Source organism: Bartonella sp. AP65SXKL, from assembly GCF_042195725.1.
Taxonomy (GTDB): Bacteria; Pseudomonadota; Alphaproteobacteria; order Rhizobiales; family Rhizobiaceae; genus Bartonella.
The window spans coordinates 26875-42612 of the sequence record NZ_JBHIOW010000010.1 but is presented as its reverse complement, the minus strand read 5'-3'; the positions used below and the strand labels follow the sequence as shown (position 1 = coordinate 42612).

The following is a 15738-nucleotide window of genomic DNA, read 5'->3' as shown; positions in this document are numbered from 1 at the left end:
GAAACAGATGTCAATAATGAAACGGGAAACTTTGCCTGAAGAATATATTCCCTATATACGCTACATCAACCAACATGTCGTTGCTTTAAATTCACGCTGTTTAATGGTTGTGATGGCTGTTGAAGGTATAAATTTCGACACTGCGGATATTGATCAATTAAATTCTTTACACAACCAATTAAACACCCTTTTAAAAAATATCGCAGATGAGCGGCTTGCTTTATATTCTCACATCATCCGCCGCCGTGAAACGATATACCCAGAGGGTCATTTTCTTTCATCTTTTGCAACAACATTAGATGAAAAATATAAAAAGAAAATGGTTTCGCAAGAACTGTATAGAAATGATCTATTTATTTCACTGCTTTGGAATCCGGCCGCGGATAAAACAGAAAAGCTGGTTTCATTTTTTCAGCGCTTGAGCAAAGCCAAGAAAACACAATCTGAGCCCGACGAGGAAGCTATTCGTAAACTCGAAGAGTTAAGTCAAGATCTTATGCAAGGTTTGGAAGAGTATGAAGTCCGTCTGCTATCCATCTATGAACATGAAGGACTTTTATTTGCCGAACAAAGTGAATTTCTCCACCAGCTAGTAGGGGGAAGACGTGAGCGTATTCCTCTCACATTTGGAACTATTGCTTCAACAATTTACTCGGATCGTGTTATTTTTGGGAAAGAAATTATCGAAATTCGCCATGAAAGCAATGAACGCTTTGTGGGCATGTTTGGATGGAAAGAGTATCCTTCTAAAACACGCCCAGGTATGACTGATGGTCTGCTTACGGTGCCATTTGAATTCATCTTAACACAATCCTTTGTCTTTAAAAGTAAGGCAGCCGCCAGTGCGATTATGAGCCGCAAACAAAATCAAATGATCAATGCAGCTGACCGTGCTAGCTCACAAATCGATGCACTGGATGAAGCGCTAGATGATTTAGAATCAAACCGTTTTGTTTTGGGAGAACACCACATTTCTTTAGCTGTTTTTGCTGATCATCCTAAAATATTGTCTGAAAACTTATCAAAAGCACGTTCCCATTTAACCAATGGAGGAGCCGTGATTGCCAGAGAAGATTTAGGATTGGAAGCAGCATGGTGGGCACAGCTTCCTGGAAACTTTAGCTATCGTGCGCGTTCAGGCGCCATTACCAGCAGAAATTTTGCCGCTTTATCGCCCTTCCATTCTTTCCCTGTTGGCAAACTGAACGATAATGTTTGGGGAGCTGCTGTCGCATTGCTAAAAACACAGGCTGGTTCACCTTACTATTTTAATTTTCATTATGGCGATCTTGGAAACACATTTGTTTGTGGTCCATCAGGATCTGGTAAAACAGTGATTGTTAATTTTCTTCTTGCACAATTACAAAAACACAATCCAACAATGGTTTTTTTTGATAAAGATCAAGGAGCAGAGATTTTTGTACGGGCTGGAGGAGGGAAATACAAACCTTTAAAAAATGGGCAGCCCACGGGTATTGCTCCCTTAAAGGGCATGGAATACACCGAAAAAAATAAAATCTTTCTTCGTAATTGGATCTTAAAGCTGGTGACCGCTGAAGGGCAAATCGTAACAGAAGAAGAGCGACAAGATATCGCCAAAGCCATTGATTCCTTGGAAAACTTACCCCCAACCCAGCGCTCTCTTGGTGCCCTTCAACTGTTTTTTGACAACACATCCAAAGAAGGAATTGCCATACGGCTGCAACGCTGGATTAGAGGCAATGATTTAGGATGGGTTTTTGATAATGACCAAGATGATCTCAATTTAAATGCGCAGTTCATTGGCTATGACATGACCGATTTCTTAGATAATGAAGAAATTCGGCGCCCCTTAATGATGTATCTCTTTCACCGCATTCTTGATCTGATTGATGGGCGGCGCATCATTATCGTCGTTGATGAATTCTGGAAAGCTTTAGAAGATGATTCATTTAAAGCTTTTGCGCAAGATCGGCTAAAAACAATTCGTAAACAAAATGGCATGATGCTCTTTGCAACACAAAGCCCTAAAGATGCTTTGAACTCAACAATCGCGCACACAATCATTGAGCAATGCCCCACCCAAATATTTTTTCCAAATCAAAAAGCAAATTACAATGATTATGTCGAAGCTTTCAAACTTACTGAGCGTGAATTTGAACTGATACAGTCAGAGTTAAGCAGAGAATCCCGTCGTTTTCTCATCAAACAAGGACAAAGTTCCGTCGTTGCAGAACTTAACTTACGTGGAATGAATGATGAGATCGCCGTTTTAAGCGGCACAACAAAAAACATTGAACTCATGAATGAAATTATCAACGAATATGGAGCTGCCCCTGACAAATGGCTGCCCATATTTTATCAAAGGAGAAAAAATCAATGAAAAAATATGGCTTAGTTACACTGTTATCTTTTTCTTTTATTTCTCATGCAATAGCGCAAACAACACCTGATGTGGATGAATATTATAAACAAGCACTCGAGAACACACAAAAATTAGATGCTGCAAAATCAGAAACAGCTGAAAACATTTATAAAAGCGCAACTGAAACTGCAAAAAAAATCAAAGACATAAGTCAACAACTTGAAAATATTAAATCAAAACCAGACACAAAACCAGAAGAATTGCAAGCCCTTCGACAAGATCTTCAAGTAAAGCTTTCTCTTCTTCAAGCCGATCTTCAAGTAGCTTCTTTAAAACTTCAGTCTCTTGATATGATTCAAGCAAGAGATACGAAGACAAAAGATGAATTACGTGAAGAAAAGGAACAAAAAAAGCATAAATATCTTGAGGCACAATTAAAAGAAAAAGAAAAAGAATTAAAAGAAAAACTTGAAAGTACAAGTACAAATGTCAGACTTTAGTTTTTCTCCCTTTGAAAGCGTTTCTGGGTATATTTTAAAACCCCTTGATAATGTGATGGACACGACGGTGAGTGGGCTGTCTTCTGCTATTTCAGCGCCCTTAAATCTCGCCGCAATCATTTTTATCTTTCTTTATGGCTATAATGTTATGACAGGTCGCGTTGCGCTTTCCATGCATAGTCTTCTCAATAATGTTGTTAAAATCGTTGTTGTTACAACAATGGCAACGAATGCGGATACATTTAATACTTATGTCAAGGATATTTTCTTCAATGATTTATCCAATGCTATTGGGAATGCGCTTAACAGTAATCCTGCAAGCTCCAATGTTTTTGATTATATTTTGTTAAAGGCAAGTTCGCGTTATCAAGAAGTCTTATACAATGCTTGGTTTTTTGAAAAGATCATTGTGGGTCTTCTTGGTTCTATCATGCTTCTCGCGGTTATTCTTTTTTGTATAGGTGGTTTTATTGTGCAAATGTTTGCACAAGTTGCACTCGTCATGATTATAGGTCTTGGGCCTCTATTCATTAGTTTGTATTTGTTCAATGCAACGCGAAAATACTCCGATGCATGGATTACAACTTTGATCAATTTTACCATTTTACAAGTTCTCGTAATCATGCTTGGAACCATTATATGTCAAGTTATCCTACAGGTTCTCAAAGTTTCATATGAATCAATTTATGTTCTTTTTCCCCCTGTCATCGTCATTTCGATCATAGGAGTTATTATCTTCCGTGCGCTTCCTGGTATTGCAACAGCGCTGGCCTCTGGCGGACCATACTTTAACGCTGGTGTCTCTTCAGGAGGACAGATTTTTACAATGCTTTCCAATGGTGCAAGAGCGAGTGGCAATGCAGTAAAAAGTGCCACTTCACAAATCTCAGGAGCTGCCGGTAACGCTGTTAGAAGTGCGGCAGGGGCGGCAGCAAAAGCAGGTAAATATGGAGGCGGTCGTGGTCGATTTTAAGATAAAGCACCTCTTTAAAAGAATAAGCATTTTTGTTTTTGCCTTGTGTGCGCCCTTTGGCGTACACGCCATGATCCTGTTCCAGATAAGATCTAACATCTTGGGTCTAACAATAAAACCAATCAAAACCTTGCATCACATAAACTTGTAAAAATGTTCAGAACAAAGGCTCTCATGCATTGTATTCCAAGATATTTGTGAGTTCAAAAAATGAAACGAAAAATAACTTTTGTTATGGTCCTAACAATCGCTCTTACTGGTTGTGCCTCTTTGAGTGGCCCTAAAAAACCACCACGCTGTAATGGCAAACATACACGCGCTTTAAATAAAGATAAGTGGAATTGGGACAATAAAAACATTGTCTACCCAGAAAAGAGTGTAAAGCCTGTTACCACTCCCATCATTCTCAATACTTTGGAAAGTGAAAAAGTAACAGCCAATTCAGCTTTATTAAAGCCGGTTATTCATGAAGCACGATCTGATAAAACTGTGGAGGTTATGCGTGAAAAGTGATGCCCTTGAAGAATATATAAAAGAAGCGCGCTCATTTGACATTGATCGCATGCATAGCATGCGCGTGCGGATGAAAATCTCCATGGCTTTAACAGTGCTTTTTGGATTGATGACAATTGCGCTGGCTTTAGCTGTCGCAGCTTTGACACCTTTGAAAACGGTAGAGCCTTTTGTTATCCGCGTTGATAACTCAACAGGCATTATTGATACTGTAAGCGCCCTAAAAGAATCCCCTAACGACTATGATGAAGCGATAACGCGTTATTTTGCCAGCCAATATGTTCGCGCTCGTGAAGGTTTTCAAGCATCAGAAGCAGAAAACAATTTTCGCTTAGTCTCTCTTTTATCTTCTCCAAAAGAACAAAACCGTTTTGCAAAATGGTACGCGGGCAATAATCCAGAAAGTCCGCAAAATATTTATCATAACATGATTGCTACGATCACAATCAAATCAATCTCTTTTATAAGTAAAGATCTTATCCAAGTTCGTTACTATAAAACGATCAGAGACTTGAATGAAAAAGAAAATATTTCCCATTGGATTTCAATCTTAAATTTTTCCTACGTGAACGCACACATTTCAACGTCTGATCGTCTTATCAACCCTCTTGGTTTTCAAGTATCGGAATATAGATCTGATCCAGAGGTGATAAAATGATCAGACTTTTACAAACAATCTCTTTAATTTTTACGATCACTGTCAGCTTTCACACAGCTCTCTCACTTGCGGAAACAGCGCCTGTCAGTGCACGTAAAGATAACCGCATCAGATTTGTCAATTATGACCCCTACAACGTCGTACAAATCATTGGCTCCATTCGCTCTTCGGTTCAACTAGAATTTGCCGTTGATGAAGAAGTAACCTATGTAGGAATTGGAAATTCGGTTGCTTGGCAAGTTGCACCGGCTGGACACTTTGTTTTTCTCAAACCACGTGAAGTTCAGCCTGTGACAAATTTACAAATTGTCACAAGCCGCCAAGATGGAACACAACGCTCTTATCAATTCGAGCTACAAGTCCGTGAAGGCGATGTTTCAGCCGGCAATGAGACGTATTTCTTGGTAAAGTTTCGTTATCCAGAAGATGAAGCCTTACGTAAGAAATTAGCCGAAGCAGAAAAAGAAAAACAACGTGAAGAAAACTTTGTCAATGATATTTTAAATATCCATGAAGATTTTGGACCACGCAATTGGGCTTATGAAGCTCAAGGCTCATCTCTTATTGAACCTGCTTCTGTCTATGATAATGGGAAAACAACAACCTTTACCTTTTTAGGCAACATTGAAATCCCTGCCATTTACATTGTATCGCCTGATGGGCAAGAAGCGCTTATTCCCAAATCGATTAAAGGCAACAAGGTTATTGTTCATGCAACAGCTGCACAATTCACGCTACGACGTGGGAATGAAGTATTGTGCATCTTTAACAAAAGGTTCGTACCAAAAGGAATTAATCCTGAAACAGGTACGACATCACCATCTGTACAACGTAAAGTGAACCTAGGAAGCAGCCATGAATAACACCGTGGATGAAAAAAGCATTAATGATCGCGATACAATAAAAAATGCTCAAGGGAAAAGTCAACAGAACAATGCGGGGAAAGCTATTGCTCTTATTATTCTTTTCAGTGTCTGTCTTTATTTAGCCTATTCAACACTTGTTACAGACAAAAAGCAACCCATTGAATCTTCAAAAGAAGGAAAAGTTATAAAACAAACAGAGCTTTTTCGTCCTGCAAAGCCTACCCCTCCCCCCTTTGAACAGCCTCAACGAAATAACGCTCTATTACCAAAAGTCGAGCTACCAACACCAAACATCAATCAATTAAATTCTGATAACTCACTGCTGGAAGCAGCACAACGTGCTCCTGTATTAGCTTATGCAAGTACACAACAAGGCAAAATAGATTCACAAACAAATAATGGTGCTTTGCCTCACCAACTTGAAAGCAAACCTGATGAAACGACACAACGTTTTAATCATCTTCTCAAACCCACAGTGCTTGAAGGTATTCGTGCTTCAACCCTTGGCAATCGAAACTACATCATCGCGATGGGAACTTCTATTCCTTGTATTTTAGAAACAGCCATCAACAGTGATCAACAAGGTTTTGCCAGTTGTATCATCTCCAGAGATATCTTATCAGACAATGGTCGTGTTGTGCTTCTTGATAAAGGCACCCAAATTGTTGGTGAATATCGCGCCGGATTGAAAAAAGGCCAAACACGTCTCTTTGTACTATGGAATAGAGCAAAAACCCCCAATGGTATCATTATATCTTTAGCTTCACCGGCAACGGATGCTTTAGGGCGTTCTGGTATGGATGGAGATATTGATAACCATTGGCTCGAGAGGATTGGGTCTGCGCTTCTTGTCTCACTAATAAAAGATGCAACACACTATGCCAATAAACGTTTATCAAAAAAACAGGAAAAAGAAGAAACTGAAACAATCTCTTCAGGACAAAACATCGCAAACATTCTCGTAGAAAATTACGCCAATATTCCTCCAACATTATCCAAAAACCAAGGGGAAATGGTGAATATCTTTGTTGCCCGCGATTTAGATTTTTCCAGCGTTTATAAATTGAAAGTCATCGAAAACAAAAAACAGATTATCAATCGAGCTGTTTCAAGAAACTTTTACAAAAATTCTGCGGTAACTTTAGAATGAACTCAAACTTACATACCATGAGCGATGAAACCGTTGCGATTGTTCTCACAAAACTTGAACCCATCAGTGCTTTTTTGAAAGATGATAGACTCTTTGAAATTGTTATCAATCGTCCCTATCAAGTCATGACTGAAGGATTTGATGGATGGAAAACAATAGAAGCACCGGGGCTCTCTTTTAATGAGCTTATGGGGATTGCGAAAGTTGTCGCATCCTATTCCAAGCAAAACATATCGGACAAAAACCCAATATTATCTGCAACGCTACCAGGCAATGAGCGTATTCAAATTGTCATTCCGCCCGCTGTCGAAAAAGACACGATTAGTATGACAATTCGTAAACCGTCATCGCAGAGTTTTTCTCTCGAAGAGCTCGCAAATAAGGGCCTCTTCTCGCTATGTGAACGGGTATCTTTCACGCCCTTGCATGACTATCATTCTCGTTTTAACGAACTCAAAATCATCGAGCATAACTTAGCTCATGCCTACTGTAATAAAGACTTTGTCTCCTTTTTAAATCAAGCTGTAGAATGCCAGAAAAATATTTTAATTGCGGGAAAAACCGGTTCGGGTAAAACAACATTATCAAAAGCATTAATCGCAAAAATCCCTCAAGAAGAGCGTATTATCACCATCGAAGATACACAAGAATTGGTGATACCACACCCTAACCATGTCTCAATGTTCTATTCAAAAGATGGACAAGGCTTAGCCTCCGTTGGCCCCAAAGAGTTGCTTGAATCATCTTTACGGATGCGTCCTGATCGTATTCTTTTGCAAGAACTTCGAGATGGTACAGCCTTTTATTATATCCGCAATGTCAATTCAGGTCATCCAGGCTCCATTACAACGGTTCATGCCTCAACAGCCCTTGCAGCCTTTGAGCAGATGACCCTTTTGGTCAAAGAAAGTGAAGGCGGTGGTGATTTAGAGCGTGATGATATTCGAGGACTGTTGATTTCAATGATTGATATCATCATCCAATGCAAACGGATTGAAGGAAAATTTAAAGTCACAGAAATTTATTACGATCCCTTCAAACAACGAAACATCTTTGGAGGGGACTAAAGGAAGATCACACCGGCTGCCAAAGGCTCTTTTAAAGAAACGATTGCAAATAAAAGGAAAAATGCATGAAAACCAACGAAACAGAAAATAGAGAAAATCTTTTATCGATGACAGAAGAAGAATTAAAAAAACGCCGTGAAGCCGTTGAAGCAGCCATCAGCACCCATGCGATAGAGGGAATAGCGCTTCATCCTACAACACTCAAAATTTTAGAAGAATACGCAAAGGGAAATATTTCACTCGAGGAATTTAACACTCTTATGGACAACGTAAAATTATAAGGAAGCTACGATGCCAAAAGCAAAAGCAAAGACAAAAAATATACAGATAGTTTCTCCCCATCATTATGTTTACCCAAACACCACAACACTCAAAAATAAATATGGAATAAAAGACTTAAAATCCTTTCTGGAGAAATGCTCACATGATACAGCAGAAGCAATGGTTAATCTGCGTGAAGCCCCCTTACCAGAAAAGTTTGATAGCTCCTATCTATGCTCTATTCATCACCACTTATTTAAAAATACCTTTGAATGGGCTGGATATATGCGCCATCTCCCCTTTACATTTGAAGATGGCACCATAGCCGCCATGCCCGAAATGAAAAGAACAGGATGGGAAAATCCTTTTGCACTCGGCGATGAAATCCAAGACGGTTTACAAAAATTAGATCAAACGCTTGCCGAAAAAGATAATTTGCAAGGCTTAACGCGCGAGAAATTTAACGCTGAAGCAATAAGCTTATTTAACGCCCTTAACCAACTTCATCCTTTTAGAGAAGGCAATGGACGTACACAACGGGTCTTTTTTGAAAAGCTTGCTCAAGCAGCAGGGCATCAGCTTGACTTTTCACTTGTTACAAAAGAACGCATGATGCTCGCCAGTGTTGCTGTAGCAGAAAATGGTGATCTAGAACCAATACAACATCTGTTTGAAGATATCTCTAATCCCAATAAAATACTTCTTTTAAAGGAATTCATGAGCAACATGAAAGAACTTGGGCGCAATGTTAATGATCGTCCTGTTATGGTTGCAAAAGAAGATGAAACCTACACAGGCACCTATAGGGGTGCTGGTTATGATAGCTTTGCTTTCAATGTGAAAGGCGCTTACATCATCGGCAATAAAGAACAGCTCACACCAGAACAACTCAAAACATTAAAACCTGGTGATAGATTTACCTTTACCGTTCCCAAAACAAAAAAGCTTGAAAGCATTCTCATTCCAGAAGAGAGATTAGCCCCTTTGACAGAAAATGAAACGGCCCAAATGGTTGCAGAAGATTCTTGTGTCCACGCAAGCCTAAAACAGGTCCAGCAATTGTCAAAAATTGTTTATGGTAGTACAAAAACATTAAACAAACAGATGGTAGAAATCATCAAAAATCCAAGCTTAGGCCAACAGCTCGCCAACCAGATTGAAAGAGCACCGCACTCTATTTCTCATCTTGCCGGTTTCAGTTTATGTGGACTACAAAATCAGACACGTGCAAACGCTAAAAATCATCTTGAGATGCTCTGTACTGCCGTTGTAAATTTTGCGCATGCTGTAAAATATGCTGAAAAGGAAATTACGCAAGAACATGCAACAGAACAAAGTCGCCTTGCAAAAATGGTAGAAATGCCAAGTCAAAGCTTGCAAGACCTCTTCGCCTTGCCAAAAGAATTACAGCAAGAAGCTTTAGCAAAAAATCCTTTATGTCAAAAAGAGCTCAGCAACTTTGTAAAAAAGATCAACATCCGTCTCTCACCAAATGAACATAAAGCAGTTCAAAATAATGATTATGAAACATTGGCTCAAAGCATTGGTGTATCAGAAAATAAAGCCAAACAAATTACACAAATTATTAAGCAAACCAAAGAAGTACACCAGCAAGCACAAGTATGCACAATGCACCGTTCCAAAGCATTCGCTATGGCCTGCTAAGAATAGACAAAACCTTCCTCCTTAATGAGAAAGGCTCATAAGCGAAAACTGTTTGGCGTTATCTGCACCTTTGCAAAAAGAGATGAGAGTTCATATCACACACCTGGAAAAGAGCATTTCGCAACATATTCTGACAGAATTGAAAGTAAAATACAATGAAATATACCAAAACACAAATGGTACTCATTTTAACACCGATCGCTTTAGGTGCTTTAACGATATTCCTTGTCCCTCATTTTTTATTGTTTATAACAAATGGACTAAAAAGCGATCAAATTTATTGGACACTTCGTTCTGAGCCTTTATTAGTCTTAGCACTAACGGCTGCTGTTTCATTGTTGTATAGTCTCTCGCAAAAACTACACCTGCGTAAAATGATCACTTTTGTCTCCGTTGTCTTTTTTGGAACAACCGCTCTTTACTATATTGGTGGTGAAATAAAACGTTTAAGTCCCTATGTTGGCCAACAAGGAATAACATGGGGCTATGCTCTTCAATTCATGGACCCCATGGTTGTTTTTGGCATCATCATTGGTGTTTTTTTTTCCATCATTCAATTCGTAACAACCCTTCCCCCTAAAAGTAAAGTCAAGCGTGCAAAAAAAGGTATTTTTGGTGAGGCCGCTTGGATGAATTTAAGAGAGGCAGCAAAAATCTTTCCTGCCAATGGGCAAATTGTTGTGGGTGAAAGATACCGTGTCGATCAAGATAATGTGTGCAACATTCCCTTTGCACCTGGCAATAAAACAACATGGGGAAAGGGTGGAACAGCCCCTTTGCTAACCTTTAATCTTGATTTTGGTTCAACTCATATGATCTTTTTTGCTGGTTCTGGTGGCTATAAAACAACAAGTACAGTAGTTCCTACGTGTTTAACCTATCCAGGGTCTATTATTTGTCTTGATCCTTCAACAGAAGTTGCCCCAATGGTCAAATTTGCGCGTCAAAAAATGGGAAATAGAAATGTCATTGTTCTCGATCCTAACTCATTGTTAACAAAAAACTTTAATGTCATCGATTGGCTTTTAGACGACAGCGTACCACGCACACAACGCGAAGCAAATATTGTAAGCTTTTCAAAGTTGCTTCTTACAGATAAAAAATCAGACAATTCTTCAGCGGAATATTTCTCAACACAAGCCCATAATCTATTAACAGCTCTTCTTGCTCATGTTGTATTTTCTGATGAATATGAAGACAGCGAGCGCAATTTAAAAACATTGCGTGGTATTCTCTCTCAATCAGAAACAGCTGTTGTTAATCAATTACGCATGATTCAAGAAACAACACCTTCTCCTTTTATTCGTGAAATGGTTGGTATTTTTACAGAAATGGCAGAGCAAACCTTTTCAGGGGTTTATACCACCGCCTCAAAAGACACCCAATGGCTTTCTTTATCCAATTATGCAGATCTTGTCTGCGGAGATGATTTTTTTTCCTCAGATATTACCAATGGCAATACAGATGTTTTTCTCAATCTCCCCGCAAGCATTTTAAACAGTTATCCTGCTATTGGACGTGTGATTATTGGCGCCTTTCTCAATGCCATGGTTACAGCAGACGGTAACTATAAAAAGCGTGTTTTATTTGTCTTAGATGAAGTTGATCTTTTAGGCTATATGAATATTTTAGAAGAAGCCCGCGACCGTGGACGTAAATACGGTACATCCTTGATGCTCTTCTATCAATCCTCTGGCCAGTTGGTCAACCACTTTGGAGAAGCAGGAGCACGTTCATGGTTTGAAAGTTGTTCCTTTGTCAGCTATGCTGCCATTAAAGATCTCCAAACTGCCAAAGACATTTCAGAACGCTGTGGTCAAATGACCGTTGAAGTAACCGGAACGAACAAATCAAGAGGCTTATCTTTAGGAAAGAGTTCATACAACGTCAATTACCAACAAAGAGCCCTGATTTTACCCCATGAGGTTATTCAAGAAATGCGTCAAGATGAACAAATTATTCTGATGCAAGGACAACCCCCTTTGCGATGTGGACGCGCCATCTATTTCAGAAGAAAAGAAATGTTAGCCGCAGCTGCAAAAAACCGCTTTGCTCCACAAAAGAAAAACTAAAAAGCACCCTCTAATGGAGGCCATGCATCAAAACAAAAACATCAAAGGATAAAAGCAGAGATTCTATCTCATAAAAGCCTATAAAGAAGGAATTCCCGCTTGATACAACAAGAAAAATATGGGGAAAAGTCTTTAAATGATGGTATTATGCCTGTGCTTACCAATGCCAATTTTCTTTATAAAGCACTCTCCTCATCTCCAAATAATAAATACCAATCATATCTATGCCTTGAGAATCCTATCAGGAAACTTTTGAAGGCACCGCTTTTATAGGGAAATTTTTCTACAAAAAAATTAAAAGACAATATGCATGAAAACAACCCAAATGAACCATTCTCTCTCAGTAAAAGAAAAAAGTGCCAAGATAAAGATTGATACACTCAAAAACACCTACGAATTTGAGGGATTTTTCCTCACCCAAGTCTCAACATCTCAAAACAATATGCGTGGGGGATTTTCAAACAAAAAGTTTAACACACTCTCATAGACAATGTAACATTATAAGGAATGTAACAATGCCCAAAGCAAAAGAAAAAACAAAAGGAATTCCCTCACCCCATAATTATATCTATCTTGGTACCCAAATTCTCAAAAATAGATATGGAGAAACAGATTTAAAACGCTTTCTGGAAAAATGCTCACATGATAGGCAAAAAGCCATGATCAATCTGCGTGCAGAACCCCTGCCAGAATATTTTAATTCAACTTATCTATGCCATATCCACCAACAATTGTTTAAAAATACCTTTGTATGGGCTGGACATCTGCGCCATATCCCCTTCGCATTTACAGACGATAGCATTGCCGCCATGCCAGAAATGAAAAGAATGGAATGGGGCAATAATTTTGCAACCGGTGAAGAAATCCCTGAACTCTTACAAAAATTAGATCAAACGCTTGCCGAAAAAGACAATTTGCAAGGCTTAACACGCGAAGAATTTGTCAAGGAAGCAACGAGTCTATTTTATTCTCTTCACAAAATCCACCCATTCATAGATGGCAATGAGCACACAGAACAAGTCTTTTTTGAAAATCTTGCCAAAGCTGCAGGACATCAGCTTGACTTTTCGCTTGTCACACAAAAACGTATGATGGCTGCCTGTAGCGAAGCAATGCAATATAGCAATACACAACTGTTGAAAGATCTTTTTGAGGATATCTCCAATCCCCCCAAAATACGTCTTTTAAAAGAATTTATGGACCACATAAACAATACGGGACGCAACGTGGATGATCGCCTTGTTATAGCAACAAAGGCAGGAGAAACCTATATAGGAACTTATAAAGGTTGTTATTCAGAAGGTTTTATACTCGATGTGCAAGGAACTTACATCATTGGTAGCAAAGATGATCTCACACCAGAACGATTAAAAACACTAAAACCTGGTGATATCATTACCTTTACCGCCCCCAACAGCAAAGAGCTTGAAAACACGCTTATTCCAAAAGAAACATTAGCGCCTCTCACAAAAAGTGAATGTGCCAAAACAGTTGCGCTAGATAGTTACGTTCTCAAAGCTCAAAAGCAAGTCCGAGCTTACGCAAAAACTGTTTATGGTGACGCAAACGTATTAAACGAACAGATAGAAGAGATTATTAAAAATCCAGAATTAGGCAGACAGTTTGCTAATCAGATTAAACAGGCACCGCACTCTGTTTCTCCTCTTGCAGGTTTTAGTATATGTGGTCTACAAAATCCGGCACGTGTACACGCTCGAAATTATCTTGATGTGCTCTCTCTTGCAATTGAGAATTATGTGTATACTGTAGAAGCTACCTATAATATAGTCACTCGAGACCATAAAATTAAACAAGAACGCCTTGGAAAAGCGGTAGAGAATCCCAGTCAAAACTTGCAAAATATTTTTGCTTTATCACCGGAAAAACAAAGAGAAATCTTGTCTCAATCTCCTCAATTACACCAAGAGCTCCGTACTTTTATAAACAGTTTAGAACATCGTCTCTCATCAAACGAATGTAGTGCGATCACAAACAAAGATTATGAAACACTTGCACAAAGTATTGGTATATCAGAACAGAAAGCACGAGAAATTACCGACATTGTTCAAAAAGCAAGGAACACTCATAGCCAATTCTACACACGCACACAAAATCGTTCAAATACACTTGCTATGGCCAACTAAAAAATATGAAACTTTGTTTTTTTGATTTAAACACCTATGTGGAAGAGATATTTTAATATTCTTATCATACATGCAAAAAACAGACTACTTAAGCGCCCTACCACCAATTTTGCACATAGCATATACACCATATCCAAAGCAATTGGACAGGATAATTGTTAATTCCTTTTAAACGTCATGATTACTACCGACGAAAGTTACAAAAGCCTATTTTATTTGTCTTAGATGGAGTCGATTTTCGTGGTTATATGAATATTTTAAAAAGAGCACTCATTTTACCCCACGAAGTTATCCGAGAAATGCGTCAAGATGAACAAATTATTCTGATGCAAGGCTCCCCTTCGCGATGTGGTTGCGCCATCTATTTCAGAAGGAAAGAAATGTTAGCCGCAGCTGCAAAAAACCGCTTTGCTCCACAAAAGAAAAACTAACTTCCTATTATGAGATCTTAACTATGAAAAGACCAACCACAAAAACAACATACATTTCTATTTTTTAAAAACCCGTTAACAAAAAGTTTTTGACCGCTTCTTCACACATAAGGAAAACATGATAAAAAATCCGTGTGTTTTCCTTTTTGTATTTTGTGTATCGTTTTACCAGTACCCATCGTCTTTACAAGAAAGTCCACCCCCCTCAAATCACCTATAACCAAACCAACATTTCCACTTGAGAACGTCCTGCAAATACATTCCTCCAAAGCTTTTTGTTTATAATTTATCCCCTACAAACAAGCAAAAACATTTCACAACGCTAATCACCAATATCAAGACTTAAAAAAAACGGTTGATCTTTGAGACAACAACTCTCAAAACACCTACACTCAAGAACATCGATTTTTTCCCAAAAAATATTTAAGATATACATCAAAATGAATAAATCATTCTTATACAAGCTTTTCCCCCTTTACGATATCATAAAGTGTTCTATTTTAATGATAAAGCGCTGAAAAAGGCTTTTCTCCCCAACCAAAGAAAGGGTTTCCTCTCTTATGGATCTTAAAGCAGCGCAATATAATAAGAGCAACAATACAAAAATAAAAAACATTTTGTTGCAAAAATACACAAAAGAGATGTTCGTATGGCAAGATATTCATATGGAACAATAAGAAAAACATAATGGAGAAAAATTTTTGATGACTGCTTTTGCCCATAGATTCACCAATCTGAGAGCTGTGTATGAAAAGTACCAGCACCATCCGCTAACCAAGAGCGATTACACCCGCTATATCCACGCTCCTCATCAAAGCGCTCTTGCAAACAACTTTGTTAAAGGAAAAAAACAATTTTAAGCAACATTTTTCTTTTTGACCTCTTCCTTACACCTCAAAAAACGAAGATTTTACCCAGAGTCAATTTATAGAAAATCCATTTTCTGACTACTTATGGGATTCATATCAGCGTCCTAAATACCAGCATTTTACAGTACAAGATAATAAACAAAGGAAACATCAGAAAAGCTTTTCAAAAGCATCACAAAACGATTGATACATCCCATACACTGGAGGGAAAAGTGCTCCCTCTCA

At 38.5% G+C, this 15738-nt stretch carries 12 protein-coding genes and 1 pseudogene; all 13 read left to right on the top strand.

Translation table 11 applies throughout. From position 1 onward, the window contains the following. Positions 1–7: 7 nt before the first annotated feature. Positions 8–2362: a VirB4 family type IV secretion/conjugal transfer ATPase gene (locus tag ACFIMP_RS06865; RefSeq protein ID WP_375612194.1), complete on the top strand. Its 2355-nt coding sequence runs from the start codon at positions 8–10 to the stop codon at positions 2360–2362. Beyond that, positions 2359–2844, top strand: a complete 486-nt coding sequence (locus tag ACFIMP_RS06860; RefSeq protein WP_375686162.1) for a type IV secretion system protein VirB5 — start codon at positions 2359–2361, stop codon at positions 2842–2844. The genes ACFIMP_RS06865 and ACFIMP_RS06860 overlap by 4 nt, the downstream gene beginning before the upstream one ends. Further along, complete coding sequence (locus tag ACFIMP_RS06855; RefSeq protein ID WP_375686172.1) at positions 2831–3817, top strand: TrbL/VirB6 family protein; 987 nt, start codon at positions 2831–2833, stop codon at positions 3815–3817. Before ACFIMP_RS06860 ends, ACFIMP_RS06855 begins: the two co-directional genes overlap by 14 nt. Before the next feature lie 210 nt (positions 3818–4027). Continuing rightward, entirely contained in the window at positions 4028–4330 is a 303-nt protein-coding gene (locus tag ACFIMP_RS06850) for a type IV secretion system protein VirB7 (RefSeq protein WP_375610598.1), read from the top strand. Then, on the top strand, positions 4284–4988 hold the full coding sequence (locus ACFIMP_RS06845; RefSeq protein ID WP_375610599.1) for a VirB8 family type IV secretion system protein: 705 nt from the start codon (positions 4284–4286) through the stop codon (positions 4986–4988). Before ACFIMP_RS06850 ends, ACFIMP_RS06845 begins: the two co-directional genes overlap by 47 nt. Beyond that, the gene (gene virB9, locus ACFIMP_RS06840) at positions 4985–5851 is read left to right on the top strand and encodes a P-type conjugative transfer protein VirB9 (protein ID WP_375612192.1); all 867 of its coding nucleotides are present in this window, start codon (positions 4985–4987) and stop codon (positions 5849–5851) included. The genes ACFIMP_RS06845 and virB9 overlap by 4 nt, the downstream gene beginning before the upstream one ends. Continuing rightward, positions 5844–7004 carry a type IV secretion system protein VirB10 gene (virB10, locus tag ACFIMP_RS06835; protein ID WP_375613570.1) on the top strand — a complete coding sequence of 387 codons (1161 nt, stop codon included), beginning with the start codon at positions 5844–5846 and terminating at the stop codon, positions 7002–7004. Before virB9 ends, virB10 begins: the two co-directional genes overlap by 8 nt. Next, the gene (gene virB11 / locus ACFIMP_RS06830; protein WP_375613571.1) at positions 7001–8071 is read left to right on the top strand and encodes a P-type DNA transfer ATPase VirB11; all 1071 of its coding nucleotides are present in this window, start codon (positions 7001–7003) and stop codon (positions 8069–8071) included. Before virB10 ends, virB11 begins: the two co-directional genes overlap by 4 nt. 65 nt (positions 8072–8136) lie before the next feature. After that, on the top strand, positions 8137–8352 hold the full coding sequence (locus ACFIMP_RS06825) for an antitoxin VbhA family protein (RefSeq protein WP_375610603.1): 216 nt from the start codon (positions 8137–8139) through the stop codon (positions 8350–8352). A 10-nt stretch (positions 8353–8362) separates the two neighbouring features. After that, the gene (locus ACFIMP_RS06820; RefSeq protein ID WP_375686161.1) at positions 8363–9997 is read left to right on the top strand and encodes a BID domain-containing T4SS effector; all 1635 of its coding nucleotides are present in this window, start codon (positions 8363–8365) and stop codon (positions 9995–9997) included. Between the two features lie 155 nt (positions 9998–10152). After that, positions 10153–12069: a Ti-type conjugative transfer system protein TraG gene (gene traG, locus ACFIMP_RS06815; protein ID WP_375634755.1), complete on the top strand. Its 1917-nt coding sequence runs from the start codon at positions 10153–10155 to the stop codon at positions 12067–12069. A gap of 515 nt (positions 12070–12584) precedes the next feature. Continuing rightward, positions 12585–14213, top strand: coding sequence for a BID domain-containing T4SS effector (locus ACFIMP_RS06810; protein ID WP_375621529.1), 1629 nt, complete (start codon positions 12585–12587; stop codon positions 14211–14213). 248 nt (positions 14214–14461) lie between these two features. Beyond that, positions 14462–14644 (top strand): annotated as a pseudogene (locus ACFIMP_RS06805) (type IV secretory system conjugative DNA transfer family protein); the annotation flags it as partial. Positions 14645–15738 lie beyond the last annotated feature (1094 nt).